Raw genomic sequence first — 18,596 nt, 5'->3', positions numbered from 1 at the left:
TTTGAAGTTTAGCTTGATGACATTGGCTGTTATCCCCCACCTATCTTCCTCGATTTCTCGGCATCCCCGAGGTGGGGGTCTTACAGCCCGTTAAGCGTGGGATAAAAACAACACCAAAAGGTGAATGTCCATCTAAAGAACATTCACCTTTTTTATTTAACTAATACTTAATACTTCTGCTCTTTTTATTACCAGCGCCCGTCTCCATCATTTCCAGCCGATCCACTGCTTCTTTTGACCACTTCAAATAAAGTAGAATCTTTTGGCAGGCTGCCATTTTTCTGTTTCTCTGAGGTGGCTGTCACAGTAGCAAATCCAAGTTCTTTCCCTTTTAAGTAATATTCACCGTCAATTTTCACCACTTCTATTCTATTCGGCATATTGGAAATCACATTTTCCAAATCCTTTTCTGTCGCGTTTGATGGGATAAAAGTTAATAAATCTTTTACAGCTATATAATTAGTAATGGTGTCATCACTTTGTGTGATTTCGTAAACTGGTTTGCTGAATTTTATTTTCTCCAGCGCAATATAAGGATCAATGACCGTTACATGAACTCTAACTTCCAAGTTTGAACCTTCTGTAGATCGAACGATTAACTCTGTCGTTCCTGCTTTATTGGCAGCAAGTGTATTCTGTTCAGGAACAATACTAGCAATAGTTGGATCTGCAATAGATATATCGAGTTTATTATTTGTAGCATCAGTTGGCTCAACTGTTACCGTAAAGTTTCCTGTGCTGCCGACTGTTAAATTAATAGGATTCGGCTGTACCGTAATCGATTGAACGATCTTTTGAATCGTAATGTTTTTTGGAACCTCCACATTATTAGCAAAACCGCCGACCGCTTTTACTTTGATCTCGTTCAATCCAGTTTTCATTATTGAGATAACATCAGTTGGAGCAAACTCGGTCCAATTGCCGGTTTGATTGCCGTTTTTTATTTGATAGTAATACTTTACATCGCTGCCAGCCACTTTATTTGATAGTTTCATATCAATCGATTCAGTAGTTGTATCCCCACTATTATACTTGTTTCCTGTGAATTTCCCTATTAAATCATAATCAGGCACTAAATATAAGTATGCTTTACTATCATCATAATAAGTTATTTCTATAACTTGATTATTTGAGCCAGATTTATATTCCATATCCTTAATTGCTTTATTCGCTAAATTATAATCATTCGGCATCTCTGTTTGGACAAGCTTATTATTTGTTGCAATATCTCTTTTTTCGATAATGCCTGCTGCGTCGCCTTCGTATTTATTAATGTTCTTCTCTTTTAACAGCACCTTCATGTTTATTGCTTGTGAGGATGCCGGTATGCTTGTTTCATTGCTTCCACTGAATCGTGTATCTGTAAATTTCAAGTTCGCTTTTGGCATTGTTAAATTATATACAGCATAATCGACTTTACATTTTATACTTGCTGTTACTTCAGCTGGAGAGAAGCTTCCATTTGAATAATTTATGATATTATTTGCTAAAGTAATAACCGCATAGCGTTTTCCGTCTTTAATCTGCTCCACCACATTTGTACTCTGAATAATGGATACACCGTCTGGAATCGGCTGTTCAATCACTAAGTTTTTCAGCTGTCCACTAACCGTATTACTCACTAAATTGGTAGGTTTTAATGCATAATTCACATTAAAATAATTCGTTTTGTCTGTTGAGTTGCTCGTTTTAACTAAGTTATTCAACTCATTTACTTCTTTTTCCAATGTCATGCTATTGTTAAAGCTTGCAGGTGCATCGTCTTTCACAGTTATTGTTGTGCTTGCTGTTTTTTCCTGCAATACGCCGTCAAGATCACGATATTGCAAGGTGATATTATCAAAATCATACGTGCCTGTGCTATTGAATGTCAGCGGCAGCGATACATCAATCGTACCGGTTGAATCTTGGTTGATTGGAAATAAAATATCTTTTTTCACCATAATATTACCTATGCTGTCTGTCGTCGCATTCGCTCCATCTGCAAGCTTCACTTTACCTCCAAATTTGGAAATATTAATTTTTACAGTTGCCGTAATCGCTGGGGTAGCAATTTTCTGCGAGATATCTTCAAATATTTTCGCAATTGTATCCGTTGAAGCCTGTTGTGCTGTTACGCCTGTTATTTCGGACATCTTCTGTAAATATCCCATATCAACATCATTTTTGCTGCCGAAGCCTATGGAATAAAGCTTAATGTTATTATCCGCAAGATTATTCACTTCTGTTTGAATATGGGATTTGATGTTTGCTACTGCATCATTTACAGAAATATATTTTATTTCATTATTATATTTTTTAACACCATAGTAATTAATATAGTTTATATAGGTAACATTTTTATAATTATTACCTATTTTCTCATTCGCACTTGAAACAGTCGGCTGACCATCTGTTAAGAAAAAAATATATTTTTTGGAATTCGTATTGCTACTCGTTAATATACTTGCTGCTCTTTGAAAAGATTGTGTGTAGTTTGTAAATCCATTAGCATATAATCCTTGTGCCTTTAAATTAATGTTTTTCAAATTTGTTTGTACTGTTCCAATTGGCGGTGTAGCTTCTACAGGGAAACCAATCATACTATCTGATTCGACATCATCCGAAAACGGAATAAAAGCAAAACGGTCCAATTTATTTGGATCTGCACTAAAATAATTTACAGCTTCTGCTAAGGCATGTTTTGCACTAAGGAATTTCCCTGGATCTTTCCCTAATTCATCCATCGATCCCGATTTATCAAAAACAAAGGCTACATCAATTGGAGCACGATTGGCATTTGTTGCTTTTCCTTTTGGTGTTAAGCGAATATCTAAACTTCCCTGCGCATCGCTTCCACTTGGTTTCACAATGACATTTTGCGAAGGCGTTACGGTGAAGTCAATATGGGGAGCAGTTGCTGTTGCATCCTCTTCAACCGTTATCGATGTTTGAGTTGTTTTTTCTTGCATTACTCCATCAAGGTTGCGGTACTGCAACGTAATTTGATCGAAATTGTATGTTCCCTTACTGCTGAATAAGAGTGGAAGAGACACGTCAATTGATCCAGGCATATCTTGGTTAATTGGAAATAATAGATCCTTTTTGATAATAATATTTCCAGAACTGTCTAACGTCGCATCGGCCCCCTCAGCGAGCTTCACTTTATCGCCAAAATCAGAAATATTTATTTTTACTGTAGCCGAAATTGTTGACGTCGCCATCTTTTGCAAAATATCTTCTAATATTTTGGGAATTGCATCAGTAGAAGCTTGCTGTGCAGTTGCACCTGTTGTTTCGGACATCTTCTGCAAATACCCCATATCGACATCATTCTTGTTGCCAAAATAGACGGAATAAAGCTTAATATTGTTAGCAGCAAGCTTATCTACTTCTTTTTGAAATTCAGGCTTCAGTTCTGTTTCAGTTGATTGTCCATTATGAACAGCAACATTTGACTGGCCATCTGTTAAAAGAATGATGTATTTTTGGGAATTATTATTGCTGCTTGTTAACATACTAGCTGCTTCTTGAAACGATTCCGTATAATTTGTTGATTCATTGGCCTTTATTCCTTGTATCGTTGAATTAATAAGCTTCAAATTCTTTTGAACTGTACTGACTGTTGGGGTTTCTTCCTTAGGAAAAGGGACTATATTCTCTGTTTCCACATGATTTGCAAAAGGAATAAAGGCAAATCGATCACTTTTGTTGGGATCAGCGCTAAAATAATTCACTGCTTCTGCCATGGCATTTTTTGCACTGGGTAATTTCCCATCATCTTTTCCCTCTCCATTCATTGACCCAGATTTATCAAAAACAAAAACCACATCAATTGGAGTACGATTGGCATTTGTTGCTTTTCCTTCTGGTGTTAAGCGAATATCTAAACCTCCCTGTGCATCGCTTCCATTCGGCTTTACAATAATACTTTGTGAAGGTGCTACCGAAAAATTAACGCCTGTAGCAGTTGCTGCTGAACTAGTAAATGTTGGAACAATCAATATAGCTGCTATAAAAAACACAATATATTTACTATAAATATGTATTCTCCTCAAAGGTTTCACTCCAATTTCATAACTATTTACCTATGAATTTTCTCCGTTCTTTTTCTACCTACATTATATCAAGTACTTTTTTACTAAGATAGTTTTTTCTTTTCTATTATCCATCTAATAAACGGCTGTTTGTATAGGTCAATAGACTTCCTACAAGATAGGCAAAAAAATAAGAACTTCCTTTAGTGAAGTTCCAACAGTTTACAATATTTTTTTACTTATCTCATATAACATGCCACTCGATTTCGTCCTTCTCTTTTAGCGCCTACATAAAGTGCTCTATCTGCATGTCTTATTAATGCTAATGGTTCATCCGCATCCTGAGGAGCAATAGCAAGACCTAATGATGCTGTTATATTAATCTTGCTTTGCAAATTATTCATATTTTTTTTAATCATAAACGGTCTTGTTTCTATCATTTTTCGAATAAACTCCGCTAAATCAAGGGCTTCTTTTGCTGCTGTATTTGTTAGTAAAACAACAAATTCTTCACCACCATATCTTGCCACCATTCCATGCTCTCCGATTAATTTCTGAATCCGCACGGCAAACTCCATTAATATCTCATTCCCTGCTTGATGGCCATATGTATCGTTTACTGATTTAAAATGATCAATATCCAGCATAATTAAGCCCAAATTAGTTATATGCTGATTCTTTAGTTCCTTAAACTTCTCTGTTAAAATTTGATCAAAATATCGATAATTATAGAGCCCGGTCAATGCACAGCGCTCACTGTATTCTTTCGTTTTTTCGAAATATTTTGCGTTTTCAAAAGCTACGGCGAATTGAGTGCAAAGCAGATCCAGAATCATTAATTTTGTATGAGCAAATGCCCGCTTTTTTTTGCTTCCTAATAATAAAATCCCGATAACCTGGCTGTTTTTTTCCAATGGCATACATAAAACACTTTCTATTTCGGCTGGCATATAGCCCTTATTACTAGATTGCCAGTCCTTTTTCTTATGATAAATAACAGTTTCCTTAGAAGCTAATACTTTGCCGCTTATCCCCTCTTGTTCCTTAAGGATGCTTGTAAATAAAGGCATATGCTGATTGTGCTCAAATCTTGCAATCAATTCTAATGCATTATTGCTATTCACTTCATGAATAAAAACAAAATCAACTTTCAGCAGTTCATATAATTTTAATGTAAAAAAATCAATAACTTCTTTGGCATATAGATTTTGTGATAATTGATGGCCAATTTCAGCAATTTGTTTCAAATAATCATTTACTGTTTCACTCGAATGATACAATCGTAAAATAACAGAAAGAGAGATAAAAGGAATGCCAATTAGGATAAGCGCCATTAAACCTATGTCTTCATACATAATATAGAGGGCAATTCCAACTGGATATGTAATGACCGTCGTAATAAATTCCCACACTAAATCAACTGTCAAGAATTTATCCTTACTTTGATACACAAAACGGCCAATTATATAAATAAAAAAAGCATTTAAAACAAAATAAGAAAACGGGTAAAGAATGACTAATGAAAAGGACTTCATATCTAATAAAATATCTGCTGCATGTTTGCCGCCTAAACTGTAATAAATAAGCCCGCTGCACAAGGAAACAAGAAAAAACATAATCGAATTCAATGGAAAACGAAATAAACTTTTTTTATCCAATTTTATTTGCATCAATAAAGCGATTAATGCAATCTGAACAAGCACTGTTTCAATAAATAAGCCAAAGATTAAAAAAACAGAGAGAGTTGCCCATTGCAGAAAGAAAACAGGACGTCCGTTTATAATCATTGGCATGGACGCAACAATCGACAAAAAGAGCAAGAAAGCTGCTACATGCCAATTATGACCTGCTTGGATAGGCGGAAAATATTGATAGATAAAGCCAAGCCCAGCAGGAATAAGTATAATCCAAGTAATCCAAATTGCTTTTTTAATAGATGATTTAACCAAATGCTTCACCTAATCTCCGCATTAATATCCCATAATAGTTTTTCGGAAAAGGTATCACTTCCCTTATATTGAAAGTAATAACGCTAATCCTAATGCTTTTAACCTATTATCATTATACTAACCCTTTCCCTACTAATAATCTATCTTTTTTTTATTATTCAGGAAATTCTGTTAATCTATTGATTGTTTTTTCTATATATTAATTACTTGAAACATTTTCCTATTCATTCAAAACTCCCAGGCAGCCTTGTCCCCATTAACTAAAATGGAAATTCCCGCAGAGGCAGATCTAATAAAAAACGGAGCCACTCCATTCTTAATACAAAGAAAACAAAACACCAATCACATGTATTCGAAGGTAGCTCCGTCTCCTTATCCATACAAGCAAAATTATTTATTTTTTTGCTTCCAATATGCTTTCACTTCAGATAAAAAGTAAAGGGAACCAGTAATAACCAGCATTTCTTCCTCTTTGATCATTTCTACTTGCTCTTCTATGGCCTTCATCCAATCTTCTTTATATGATTTGGATGGATGTGTGCTTTCTTTATAAAGATCATAACAAGAAGCAGCTCGCGGATAATCAAAAGAAACAAATACTATTTTATTTGCAATATGGTCCAGTTTTTGAATCATTTTATCTGTTTTTTTATCAGAAAGTGCAGCAAACAGTACTGTCTTTTTTCGCGTCGAAAACCTTTTTGTCAGCTCCTCTGTTAAAGCTTGCACCCCTTCTTCATTATGAGCGCCATCCAAAACAATAAGTGGATTTTCAGCAATTATTTCGAACCTTCCTGGCCATTTTGCCTGAACAAGACCTGTACGGATCATTTCTTCCTTTAGTTGTGGATACTCCTTTTTTAATAAAATAGCTGCCATTATTGCTAAAGAAGCATTTTCTGTTTGATGGACTCCCATCATGCTAATATGCATATCTTCCTTTTTTTCTGCTGCAGTTTTAAACGTAAAACTTTCTCCTTTAAGAATGGATTGATGGTTTTCAATCATAAAATGTTTCGATAGTAAATAAACTGCAGCATTTTCCTCTGCTGCTTTTTTTAAGATAACTTCTTCCGCTTCACGCTGTTTCACCCCAGTAATGACAGGGGTATCTTTTTTAATAATCCCTGCTTTTTCAAAAGCAATTTCTGCATAAGTATTACCTAAAATAGCGGTATGATCTAAGCCGATGCTTGTAATGATCGACAATAGCGGCGATATTATATTGGTAGAATCAAAACGTCCTCCTAACCCAACTTCATAAATAACAAGATCCACTTTATTCACATAAGCAAAATAATACAAAGACATAGCTGTGATTATTTCAAACTCTGTCGGACCTCCCATTTCTGTCTGATCCATTTCTTCTACTATCGGGTACAGCTTATTTGCCAAATCTTTTATTTCTGTGTCACTAATTGGAATGCCATTTACACTGATTCTTTCATTAAACTGCTCAATATACGGAGAGGTAAATGTGCCGACATTTAGACCTGCACTTTCTAAAATACAGCGTAAATAAGTGACCGTCGACCCTTTTCCATTTGTTCCGCCAATATGAACTGTTTTTATTAGTTTTTCTGGAAAATTCAACTTTTCCATCATCATGTTCATTCTTGTTAATCCGGGCTTTATTCCTAATCGTAATCGAGAATGGATCCAATTTAATGCTTCCTCATATGTTTGGAACATCTAATTCACCTGCTTTTTATTTTTTGGCTCTTTGTTATCCTTTTCATAATCGAAGACGAATCCTTAATCGGATTCGCCTTTTTTTAAAGAGTAAGAAAGTATAAGTTTTCTGCAGTCTGACAAGTGTCTAGCGCAAGCATCCTATCGACTTCAACGCTTCCCTCACCTCGTTTGCGTAGTCAACATCGAATCACTACGTTCTTCGTGCTTCCTTTATCTCACTTAAGATACGCAAATTAAGAACGCCACATCCTGTGGACCTCACCTTTTTCTTTCGATGAGCAAGGGCGCTTGCGCTTTTCTTAGAAGCTTATCTTAAGCTTCGCCCTTTAATTCTTTAATGCGCGCTTCCACCGTTGCTCTTTTTTCTAAGTAATCTTGTTCTTTTGCTTTTTCTTCGTTGATTACTTTTTCAGGAGCTTTTTTCACAAAACCTTCGTTGCTTAATTTCTTTTGAACACGTTCTACTTCTTTATTCCATTTATCCAATTCTTTGGAAAGACGTGCAATTTCTTCTTCCATATTAATTAATCCTTCTAACGGCAGAATAATCTCTGCACCTGTCACAACGGAAGTCATCGCTTTATCTGGAATTGGTAGTTCTGTTGCAATTTCCAACGTTTCAGGGTTACAGAAACGTTCAATATACGCTTTATTTTCTACCAATGTTTTTTGAACCTCGGCATCTTTGGTTTTTAAGAGAATGCTGATTTTTTTGCTCATTGGTGTATTTACTTCTGCACGGCTGTTCCGTACAGAACGAATGATTTCTACTAGGAGCTTCATATCGTTTGCTGCTTTTTCATCTGTCCAATCAGAATTTACTTCTGGCCATTTTGCTTCCGTAATCGTTTCTCCAGCATGCGGAAGGTTTTGCCAGATTTCTTCTGTAATAAATGGCATAAATGGATGCAATAAACGCATGGTGTTATCTAATACATAAGCAAGGATCGAACGTGTCGTAAGTTTCGCTGCTTCGTCTTCCCCATATAAAGGAAGCTTCGCCATTTCAATATACCAGTCGCAGAAATCATCCCATATGAAGTTGTAAAGCACACGGCCCACTTCCCCAAACTCATAGCGGTCGGAAAGTCTTGTCACTGTTTCGATCGTTTCATTTAATCTTGTTAAAATCCATTTATCGGCAACTGATTTTTCTCCAGATAAATCAATTTCTTCGTATTTTAAGCCGTTCATATTCATTAATGCAAATCGGGATGCATTCCAGATTTTATTGGCAAAGTTCCAAGTGGACTCTACTTTCTCCATGCTGAAGCGCAAATCTTGTCCAGGAGAACTGCCTGTTGATAAGAAGAAGCGAAGAGAATCCGCCCCATATTGAGCGATAACATCCATTGGATCAACGCCGTTTCCTAATGATTTACTCATTTTGCGTCCTTGCTCATCCCGAACCAGCCCATGGATTAACACATCTTTGAATGGTCGTTCTTCCGTAAATTCAATTCCTTGGAAAATCATGCGGGATACCCAGAAAAAGATAATATCATATCCAGTTACTAGTGCAGCTGTTGGATAATAGCGTTTGAAATCTTCTGCTTCTGCATCTGGCCAGCTCATTGTGGAAAACGGCCAAAGTGCGGAACTGAACCATGTATCCAATACGTCTGTATCCTGTTCCCAGTTTTCAATATCCTCTGGTGCTTCCTTGTTAACATATACTTCTCCTGTTTCTTTATGATACCATGCAGGAATTCGATGACCCCACCAAAGCTGACGAGAGATGCACCAGTCACGGATATTTTCCATCCAGCGCAAATACGTATTTTCAAATCGCTCTGGTACAAAGTTGACTTTTTCTTCTTTTGATTGAAGTGCAACAGCAGCGTCCGCAAGTGGCTGCATTTTTACAAACCATTGTGTGGAAAGATATGGTTCAACAACAGCGCCGCTTCTTTCTGAGTGTCCAACAGAGTGCATATGTTCTTCGATTTTAAATAATACACCTGCTTCTTGTAGATCTTTCACAATTTGTTTGCGGCATTCAAAACGATCCATGCCTTCATATTTGCCTGCGCGTTCGTTCATTGTTCCATCTTCATTCATAACAAGAATGCGCTCAAGATTATGACGGTTGCCTACTTCAAAGTCGTTTGGATCATGTGCAGGGGTCATTTTTACTGCGCCTGAGCCAAAGTCCATTTCAACATAATCATCGGCAACAATTGGAATTTCTCTTCCTACAATCGGTAAAATAACTTTTTTGCCAATTAAATGCTGATAGCGCTCATCTTTAGGATGTACTGCAACCCCTGAATCACCAAGCATCGTTTCTGGGCGGGTTGTTGCCACTTCTATATAGCCAGATCCGTCTGCCAAAGGATACTTCATATGATAGAAAGCACCTTGTACATCTTTATATATAACCTCAATATCAGACAAAGCTGTTTTTGTAGCTGGATCCCAGTTGATAATATATTCACCGCGATAGATTAAGCCCTTTTTGTATAAAGAAACAAATACTTCGCGAACTGCTTTTGATAAGCCTTCATCCAATGTAAAACGCTCTCTGCTATAATCTAATCCTAAACCTAATTTCGCCCACTGTTCACGAATATGGCTTGCATATTCTTCTTTCCATTTCCATGTTTCCTCTACGAATTTTTCTCTTCCTAAATCATATCTGCTGATGTTTTGGCTGCGAAGCTTTTCTTCCACCTTCGCTTGCGTTGCAATTCCAGCATGATCCATGCCAGGAAGCCATAATACATCGTATCCTTGCATCCGTTTCATTCTCGTCAGAATATCTTGCAAAGTAGTATCCCATGCGTGCCCTAAATGGAGCTTCCCTGTAACATTAGGAGGGGGAATAACAATTGTATAAGGCTCTTTCCCTTCATCTGGTTTTGCTTCAAAAAACTTGCCGTTTACCCACCAGTCGTAGCGGCCTTTTTCTATTTCCTTCGGGTCGTATTTTGTCGGCATTGAAATTTCATTCGTTTCCATTCTTTTTCCTCCTACCATCTATTCTTTTATTTGAAAAGGATTTTTTTGCAAATAAAAAAACTCCACTCGTCATAAAAGGACGAATGGAGTTTTGTTCGCGGTACCACCTTTTTTCCAATAAAAATCATTGGCTCTTAAAGATGATATCGGATTCTCTCCGTCTCTTACTAATAAGGACTGCCGTTCGCAAAAGAAGCTCTAGGGCTACTTCCAATGGGTTGAATGGAAACCTCTCAGCAATTGATTTCCTCTCTGCAAAACAACTTACCATTGTACTACTCCCTGTCATCGCCATTTTCAATTATGTATATATGATATACTACCGAAAAAAAGTGATTTTCGTCAATAAGGATACCCGTTATTTTTATAAATTATTCAAGTTTTTTTATAAAGTGAACCTTTCCATCAGTGGTGGTTTTCTTCATCCCCACTGATGGTTAGTTGCGGTCCACAGGATGTGGATCACACAAACGTTGCCACAGGAAGTGGCGACCTTAGTTTGTGTACCTCCATCGGACCTTTACGGGCAGTTATCCCCCACCTATTTCTCAGCATCCCCGAGGTGGGGGTCTTTCTGCCCGTTAAGTGTGGGATAAACAGTATATGGCTGTTCATATTAAAGGGGACTTATTTGCAGCAAAAAAATCTTGGGGGGTACTTTCTGGGTTTACCAAACATATACTATGTGTAAAGGCTAAAAAGGAGGTATGATTCGTTTGAAAAGAAAATTTAACCCTTATAATTTGCCGCCATGGTTAAGAACGGTTCGAAATGCGTGCTCAAAATTTATTATCCCATTCTGCATTTTTCAAGGAATACGAACCATGCTTTTGCCCACTACATTTGATGTATTATTTCTTTCTCTGCTTATTGTACTTGCATTATCCATATACTTAGATATCATTTAAAACCCAAGTTTCATAAGCCACTTGGGTTTTTCACAATAACACAAAAAATTGGCTGCCTGTTAATGAAGAAAGATTTTTAAGAGAATATCAAAAAAAGCAATAAAAAAAGACCCAAGTTTATTAATCCTGGGTCTCTTTCTGCGCCTCCTGCTGCGCTTTTTTTTGCTTTTCAATTTCTTCCACTCGCATGACAATATATTCCGTGTTTTTTAACAGCCAATAATTCTTCAATAATTTCTGTGTATATTTTCGTTCATTGCTAATAAAATCCTCTTTCATGTAACGCTCACATATTTTCATTACAGGACCTGGATGCGCTAAGTAGCTTAAAAACAATAACATTTCATCCGATCGAAGTGGATAATAATTAAAATACGTATATAGCCAATCGATGCAGTCTTCATTTTGTTTTGGGGTTGTTTTTAAAGAACGGGCTAAAAATGGCAGCAAATCATGGCTGGGAGGCCCATATTTTGCATTCTCAAAATTAGCGAAATAGCCATATCCTCTTTCGTCATAAAGGAAATGCTCTGGAGATATTTTGCCATGGATAATCGATACCCTTGCCTTTTCCTCCTCTTTTGTTTGCTCATACCAATCTTTTAACTTATTCTCTGAGTATTTTAAAGCTTGGCGAATATCATGATAATACGTACAAAACATAAGTTCAAATGGGGACATATATTCTGTATTTTCGCACTGCTCGATAAATCCGTCCAAAAATTCCTGTTCCTTCTCCAGCTCTAATAAAGTATTTTCATAATGCTCCTGCCTATCTTCTTTTTCAATTGTTACTTCCTTAGAAGATAATAGGTGAAGCCTTGCCAGCTCTCGAAACATTTGCTGATGTTTTTTAAAATAATTCTCTCGATCCTCATTTGGCAGCCATGGCATTAAATAATATAGTTTTTGCTCAGAAAGAATGGCATATCTTCCATCAACCGTTGGAAAAATAGGAACAATCCGATTATATCCTTTTTGGTACAATGTTCTGACATACCTGATAAAGTCAGATCCTTTATGTGGATCAATTTCCTTTAGAGCAAAGGTGCCTTTATTACAATAGATTTTTGCAAGCGAACCAAATTCTTCCACAAAGTGTGGTTCTACTGCGTAAGACTTTAAAATGGGTGTATATTTTTTTATCGTATTTTTCTCACTCATACGCTCCCACTCTTTCTATTAATAAAAGCGCAAGCGCCCTTCCTCATCACCGTACAGACTAGAGGGTCATTTTGTGTGATAAGGCGAGCCTTCCATCAGGGGGATGTTCATTCCCATGATGGCCAGTCGAGGCGGTCAGGCTTTTACGGGCAGTATGTTGTGCACTCTCCTTTATTTTTTAGCAATAGCAAACTGATGTTAAACGGTCTTATTTTTCTGCATATTTAACAGGGATATACAGCACCTGCCCTTCATAAATATCCTGATTAGCTTCCATTCTATTTTCTTTTAAAATACTGTGCACCTGTATATTGTAGCGTTCACTTAATTTTTCAAGCGTTTCTCCGTGTTGAACAATGCAAATCTTTATTTTTGTATGGGTTTCTTCCTCTTTTCTTGCAAAAAACTCTGTAAAGGTGAGTGATTTTGTTTTATTAAAAATACCTTTTTTCTTTTTTGCACCTTTTTGATTGTTGGAGGATGATTCTGATGATTCCTCCTCTTCCTCCTCTTGTTCATATGAGACATCTTCTACTGTTAATTCAGAAGATTCCTGGGGCGGCTTCTGATAAACATCTTCTGCTGAATATACCTCTTCTTTTTCATTTCGAAATAGAGCCACTTTCATATCCCGATCCTCAGCATTCACTTTGTATATCGGAATCGCTTCCTCATCCTGTTGAGACTCGGAAAAGAATGGAACAACCTTGCTCTCCATCTCATCCTCGATTGCAGCAGATTTTTTTGCTTCTGCTTCAAATGGTTTGTATAAATCAGCTACATCTTCTGTATCTTCGTCAGAAGAACGCTCTTCTTCTAAAAGTGGACTTATTGTTTGAAAAGGACTTACCATAAGTTCAACAGGCTTTTCTTCATAAAAATTCTCTTCAAACACATCTGTGTCTTCCTGCCCTCTAAAAGCAAATTCCAGCTCTTCTGGTTCCTCTATTTCTTGCTCCTTATAAACGAGCTCGATTGCTTCCTCTTCCAATTCCTGTTTGTTCCCATCTGACTGTTCTTCATTTGTTAACCCCGCAATAGATAAATCAGCTGTTAAATTTAAGCAGCTTTCTTCCGGAAAAACATAATCAAAGGATTCAATTTCAACTTCAATATCATCTAAACTAGCAATTCTTGCGATAGGAATCGTTATATCTACAGGAAAATGGTGTAAAAATTCACATATTCCCTCTTCTCTTTCCATTACAGAATGAATTAATTTAGGAGCATGAAAAACCTCTTCTTCCCCCCAGTGATTATCTGGAGAACGTGTGTATTCCCCTGTTAATTCTAATGAACCTTGAATGGTAATATACTGATCGTTTTCTTGGATCGTTATATTTGGGTCAAGGGAAATGGAAAGCAGATCAGCTACTTCCTGTCCTCTTTGAAACCAGACTGACTCTTCCAATGAAAACCGTAAAGTAGACGAATTTTCTTGAGACAAAGCGACTCCTCCTTTCATTCCTTTCACGTTAATCACTATGTCAATTACAATTTATGAGAGGAATGTTTGAATTATGATTAGAATCTTCTTCTAATTAGTGGATTTCTGAAGAAACTATCCTGAAAAGAAGGTCCGCAGCCGGAATACACGAAGACTCCTACGGGATTAGCGGGACAGGCGAGACCCCGCAAGGAGCCGTGCTCCGAGGAAGTTCGGCGCCGGACCCGTGGAAAGCGAAGTGTATGCTGGCTGCGAACTAATTATAAGAACACCACTCTTTTCAGTGAAGCCAAAAAAAATAAGAGGGAAAATTCCCCTCTTATTTTTTCAGCTGTGAAAATGCTTTTTCTGTAGCTGCAATTGTTTTTTCAATATCTTCATCCGTTAGTGTTGTGGATAAAAACATTCCTTCAAATTGGCTTGGCGGAAGGAATACTCCTTGTTCCAGCATCACATTATAAAAGTCTGCGAAATAATCTAAATTGGATGTTTTCGCACTCTCATAATCTTTAACATCTTCTTTGGTGAAAAAGAACCCAATCATAGAGCCAGCACGATTAATTGTAAAAGGTATATCGTATTTTTTAGCCGCTTCATACAAACCTGCTTCCAGCTTATCTGCTTTTTGAACAAATTCGGTATACGTTTCTTTTGACAGCTGGGATAATGTTTCATAGCCTGCTGTCATTGCCAATGGATTGCCGGAAAGCGTCCCTGCTTGATAAATTGGACCGCTTGGCGCAATTTGATTCATAATTTCTGCTTTTCCGCCATATGCTCCAACCGGAAGTCCTCCGCCGATTACTTTCCCTAAACATGTTAAATCAGGTGTAATGCCAAAGTAGCCTTGGGCACAGCCATAATCAACTCGGAATCCTGTCATTACTTCATCAAATATAAGCAAGGCACCATATTGTGTCGTAATATCACGAAGTCCCTGCAAGAAGCCCGGCTTTGGCGGGACAACTCCCATATTCCCTGCAACTGGCTCCACAATAATTCCAGCGATATCTTCACCAAATCTTTCGAAAGCATAGCGGATGCTTTCGAAATCATTGTACGCAACCGTAATGGTATTTGCAGCTACTCCTTCTGGAACACCTGGGCTGTCCGGCAAGCCTAATGTTGCAACACCAGAGCCTGCTTTTATTAGCAAGGAATCACCATGACCATGATAGCAGCCTTCAAATTTTATAATTTTATTCCGTCCCGTATACCCACGAGCCAAACGAATGGCACTCATCGTTGCCTCCGTACCGGATGATACCATACGGATAATTTCGATCGATGGAACCCTTTCTTTTACAAGAGTAGCTAGCTTGTTTTCAATTAATGTCGGCGCACCAAAGCTTGTGCCGAGCTCTGCTACCTTTTTAATTTCTTCCACCACTTGATCATTTGCATGTCCTAAAATCAACGGTCCCCAAGACAGGACATAATCAATGTATTCATTTCCATCCAAATCACGGATTTTAGAACCTTTTCCTGACTGGATAAAAACCGGGTCTCTTTTTACCGATTTAAATGCGCGAACTGGACTGTTTACTCCTCCAGGCATTAATTGCACCGCTTCTTTAAATGCTTCCTTTGACTTTTGATATGAACGCATATTACTACCCCTCATTTCTTATTGTTCTTTTAACCAGCGTGCCGCATCTTTTGCAAAATAAGTCATAATTAAATCTGCTCCTGCCCGTTTCATTCCTACAAGCATTTCCATCACGATTCTTTGTTCATCAATCCAGCCGTTTTGGGCAGCAGCTTTCACCATGCTGTATTCACCGCTTACGTTATAAACAACAATCGGAAGATGCAGCGTATTTTTCATATCTCGAACAATATCCAAATATGGCAATCCTGGTTTTACAATAAGAAAATCTGCTCCTTCCGCTACATCCGATTCAGCTTCTCTCAACGCCTCTAATCTGTTGGCAGGGTCCATTTGATATGCTTTTCGATCGCCAAACTGCGGCGTGCTGTCTGCTGCTTCACGGAACGGACCATAGAAAGCAGAAGAATATTTTACGCCGTAAGACATAATCGGTGTATCGATATAGCCAGCTTCATCCAAGCCTTTTCGGATTGCTGCAACAAAACCATCCATCATATTGGATGGTGCAATTATATCTGCACCTGCTTCTGCCTGACTTACCGCTGTTTTAACAAGCAGATCCAATGATTCATCATTTAATACTTTGCCTTCTTCCACGATGCCGCAATGTCCATGGCTTGTGTATTCACATAAACATGTATCTGCAATAATGACGATTTCTGGATAATTCTTTTTAATAAATCGAATTGCCTCCTGGACAATCCCATGATTGTGAAAAGCTTGAGTTCCACATTGATCTTTTTCCAATGGAATGCCAAAAAGAAGAACAGATTTTATTCCAAGTTCCTGCACTTCATCCATTTCTTCCCCTAAACGATCTAATGAAAGATTATAGATTCCCGGCATTGAAGAAATTTCCCGTTTAATATTTTTTCCCTCTGCTACAAAGATTGGATAAATTAAATCATCCGTATGTAAATATGTTTCTCGGACAAGTGCTCTCATGTTCGTAGATTGTCTTAATCTGCGATGACGTTTAAATTCCAAAGTCATTTGCTTTCTCCCCTATCTGTTTATTGTTAAATAGTGAACTAAATCTGCCAGCATGCCGTCGACTGTGAAGACTTTAGGCATTACATCGACTTTTATTTTATAATAGTCTAACCTTTCTTTTGTAACAGGACCAATCGAAACGACTGTGCATTCACTTAGTTTTCTACGGAGATTATATTTTTCCACTACAGACATAAAATGATCCACTGTGGATGTACTCGTGAAAAAAAGGATATCCAGCTCATTTTCTATGAGCTTTTTTGCCAATTGCTCTTCACTTTCTTTCGGAAAATAAGTATGGTACACAATAACCTCTTCTATGAGAGCATGCCTTTTTTTCAGCATGACAGCAAGGTAATCTCTTGCCAAGTTTCCTTTTGCAATCAATACTTTTTCCTTATTTTTCAATAATGGACGAAATTCTTCCACAAATATTTCGGCGACATACTCACTTGGAATGAAATCAGGTTGATATCCAAATGTTAACAGCGCTTTTGTCGTTTTTTCTCCAATAACAGCTATTTTAGGTGTTGTTTTTCCAAATCTTTCTAGTTGATGAAAAAAGGCCCTCACCCCATTGCTGCTTGTAAAAACAAGCCAATCATAGTAATTGGTTTTGCACTTTGTTGATATTTCTTTAGAAATCGCACATTCACTAAATGCTAGAAGCGGAATATCCACAGCGATGCCGCCTAATGCAGCAACCTTTTCAGAAAGTGCTGCTGCTTGTTTTTTTGCACGTGGAATCATAACCCTTTTTCCGAGAAGCGGATCAGCCATCAATGATATTCTCCTCTTTCAACTGATCGATTAATTTCTTTGCCCCTTTATTTGTTAAGATGGAAGCAGCAAGCTCTCCAACCTCCACTGGATTATTTCCACTAACGGTTTCTTTATAAACTGTTTTTCCATCTGGAGATGTGACAAGTGCTGTTAAAACCACTTCATTCTCGTCTTCCACTGTCGCAAAACCCGCTATCGGAACTTGGCATCCCCCGTCCATTTTATTTAGAAAAGCTCTTTCAGCAAAAACAGTCCTTGTTGTTTCTTCATTAGACAGCTTGCTTAATAATTCCAATACTTCTTTATCATCTTCTCTGCACTCAATGGCAAGCGCTCCCTGGCCCACAGCCGGCAGACAAACTTCCGGTTCTAAAAATTCTGTGACTACATCACTTGTCCAGCCCATTCTTGCTAATCCGGCAGCAGCTAAAATAATAGCGTCATACTCTTCTGTTTCCAGTTTTTTCAGGCGGGTATCAATATTGCCTCGGATCCATTTAATTTGAAGATCAGGACGCTCCGCTAATAATTGTGCTCCTCTTCTTAAGCTGCTTGTGCCAATTATTGCTCCTTCTTTTAAATCCTTTAAAGGAATATGATTTTTGCTGATTAAAGCGTCGCGATGGTCTTCTCTTTTTGGGATGCAGCCAATAATTAAACCGCTTGGCAAAACAGCTGGCATATCTTTCATGCTATGCACTGCAATATCAATTTTTTTATCCATCATGGATTGTTCAATTTCTTTAACAAACAACCCTTTTCCGCCAACCTTTGAAAGGGTTACATCTAAGATTACATCGCCTTTTGTCACTACTTCTTTCACTTCATACTCAAATGACGGATCCAGCTTTTTCAACTGCTCAATCACCCAATTTGTTTGTGTAATAGCTAATTTGCTTCTTCTTGAGCCAACAACGATTTTTCTCATAAAACGCCTCCATCATTCGATTCATTTTGTTTCCATTTCATTTAAAGAAATCATTCTTGACTTTTTAGGCTCTTTTCGTATAGATTGTTGTTTATTTAACCCGCAGCCTGTATACACTTCACTTTCCGCGGGTGACCTGT

11 protein-coding genes and 1 other annotated feature are annotated in these 18,596 nt (G+C 37.5%); of the genes, 1 reads left to right on the top strand and 10 read right to left on the bottom strand.

Annotated features, from left to right (window positions below; all coding sequences use genetic code 11):
• Positions 1-188: 188 nt before the first annotated feature.
• The 4 genes from ACTYBU_RS10995 to ACTYBU_RS10980 all read right to left on the bottom strand — a co-directional run bounded on the left by ACTYBU_RS10995 (position 189) and on the right by ACTYBU_RS10980 (position 10,621).
• Positions 189-4,037, bottom strand: coding sequence for a vWA domain-containing protein (locus ACTYBU_RS10995; protein WP_445489675.1), 3,849 nt, complete (start codon positions 4,035-4,037; stop codon positions 189-191).
• A gap of 218 nt (positions 4,038-4,255) precedes the next feature.
• Positions 4,256-5,974 carry a sensor domain-containing diguanylate cyclase gene (locus ACTYBU_RS10990; RefSeq protein ID WP_445489673.1) on the bottom strand — a complete coding sequence of 573 codons (1,719 nt, stop codon included), beginning with the start codon at positions 5,972-5,974 and terminating at the stop codon, positions 4,256-4,258.
• 381 nt (positions 5,975-6,355) lie between these two features.
• Positions 6,356-7,657 (bottom strand): bifunctional folylpolyglutamate synthase/dihydrofolate synthase, encoded by a 1,302-nt coding sequence (locus tag ACTYBU_RS10985; protein ID WP_445489671.1) that lies wholly within the window; start codon positions 7,655-7,657, stop codon positions 6,356-6,358.
• A gap of 315 nt (positions 7,658-7,972) precedes the next feature.
• Complete coding sequence (locus ACTYBU_RS10980) at positions 7,973-10,621, bottom strand: valine--tRNA ligase (RefSeq protein ID WP_445489669.1); 2,649 nt, start codon at positions 10,619-10,621, stop codon at positions 7,973-7,975.
• Between the two features lie 72 nt (positions 10,622-10,693).
• Positions 10,694-10,919 (bottom strand) — a binding site (T-box leader).
• A gap of 418 nt (positions 10,920-11,337) precedes the next feature.
• Between ACTYBU_RS10980 and ACTYBU_RS10975 the strand changes: the two genes are divergently transcribed.
• On the top strand, positions 11,338-11,529 hold the full coding sequence (locus tag ACTYBU_RS10975; RefSeq protein WP_445489667.1) for a hypothetical protein: 192 nt from the start codon (positions 11,338-11,340) through the stop codon (positions 11,527-11,529).
• A 120-nt stretch (positions 11,530-11,649) separates the two neighbouring features.
• Here the strand turns inward: ACTYBU_RS10975 and ysxE are convergent, their stop codons facing one another.
• The 6 genes from ysxE to hemC all read right to left on the bottom strand — a co-directional run bounded on the left by ysxE (position 11,650) and on the right by hemC (position 18,456).
• Complete coding sequence (gene ysxE / locus ACTYBU_RS10970) at positions 11,650-12,693, bottom strand: spore coat protein YsxE (RefSeq protein ID WP_445489666.1); 1,044 nt, start codon at positions 12,691-12,693, stop codon at positions 11,650-11,652.
• Between the two features lie 208 nt (positions 12,694-12,901).
• Entirely contained in the window at positions 12,902-14,140 is a 1,239-nt protein-coding gene (gene spoVID, locus ACTYBU_RS10965; RefSeq protein WP_445489664.1) for a stage VI sporulation protein D, read from the bottom strand.
• A gap of 319 nt (positions 14,141-14,459) precedes the next feature.
• Positions 14,460-15,749, bottom strand: coding sequence for a glutamate-1-semialdehyde 2,1-aminomutase (hemL, locus tag ACTYBU_RS10960; protein WP_445489662.1), 1,290 nt, complete (start codon positions 15,747-15,749; stop codon positions 14,460-14,462).
• 18 nt (positions 15,750-15,767) lie between these two features.
• Entirely contained in the window at positions 15,768-16,745 is a 978-nt protein-coding gene (gene hemB / locus ACTYBU_RS10955) for a porphobilinogen synthase (protein ID WP_445489660.1), read from the bottom strand.
• 12 nt (positions 16,746-16,757) lie between these two features.
• The gene (locus ACTYBU_RS10950; protein WP_445489658.1) at positions 16,758-17,525 is read right to left on the bottom strand and encodes a uroporphyrinogen-III synthase; all 768 of its coding nucleotides are present in this window, start codon (positions 17,523-17,525) and stop codon (positions 16,758-16,760) included.
• Positions 17,518-18,456, bottom strand: coding sequence for a hydroxymethylbilane synthase (gene hemC, locus ACTYBU_RS10945; protein ID WP_445489656.1), 939 nt, complete (start codon positions 18,454-18,456; stop codon positions 17,518-17,520). The genes ACTYBU_RS10950 and hemC overlap by 8 nt, the downstream gene beginning before the upstream one ends.
• Positions 18,457-18,596 lie beyond the last annotated feature (140 nt).

The sequence above is a fragment of the Niallia sp. 03133 genome (assembly GCF_052663225.1).
This window is presented reverse-complemented; position numbering and strand designations above follow the sequence as displayed.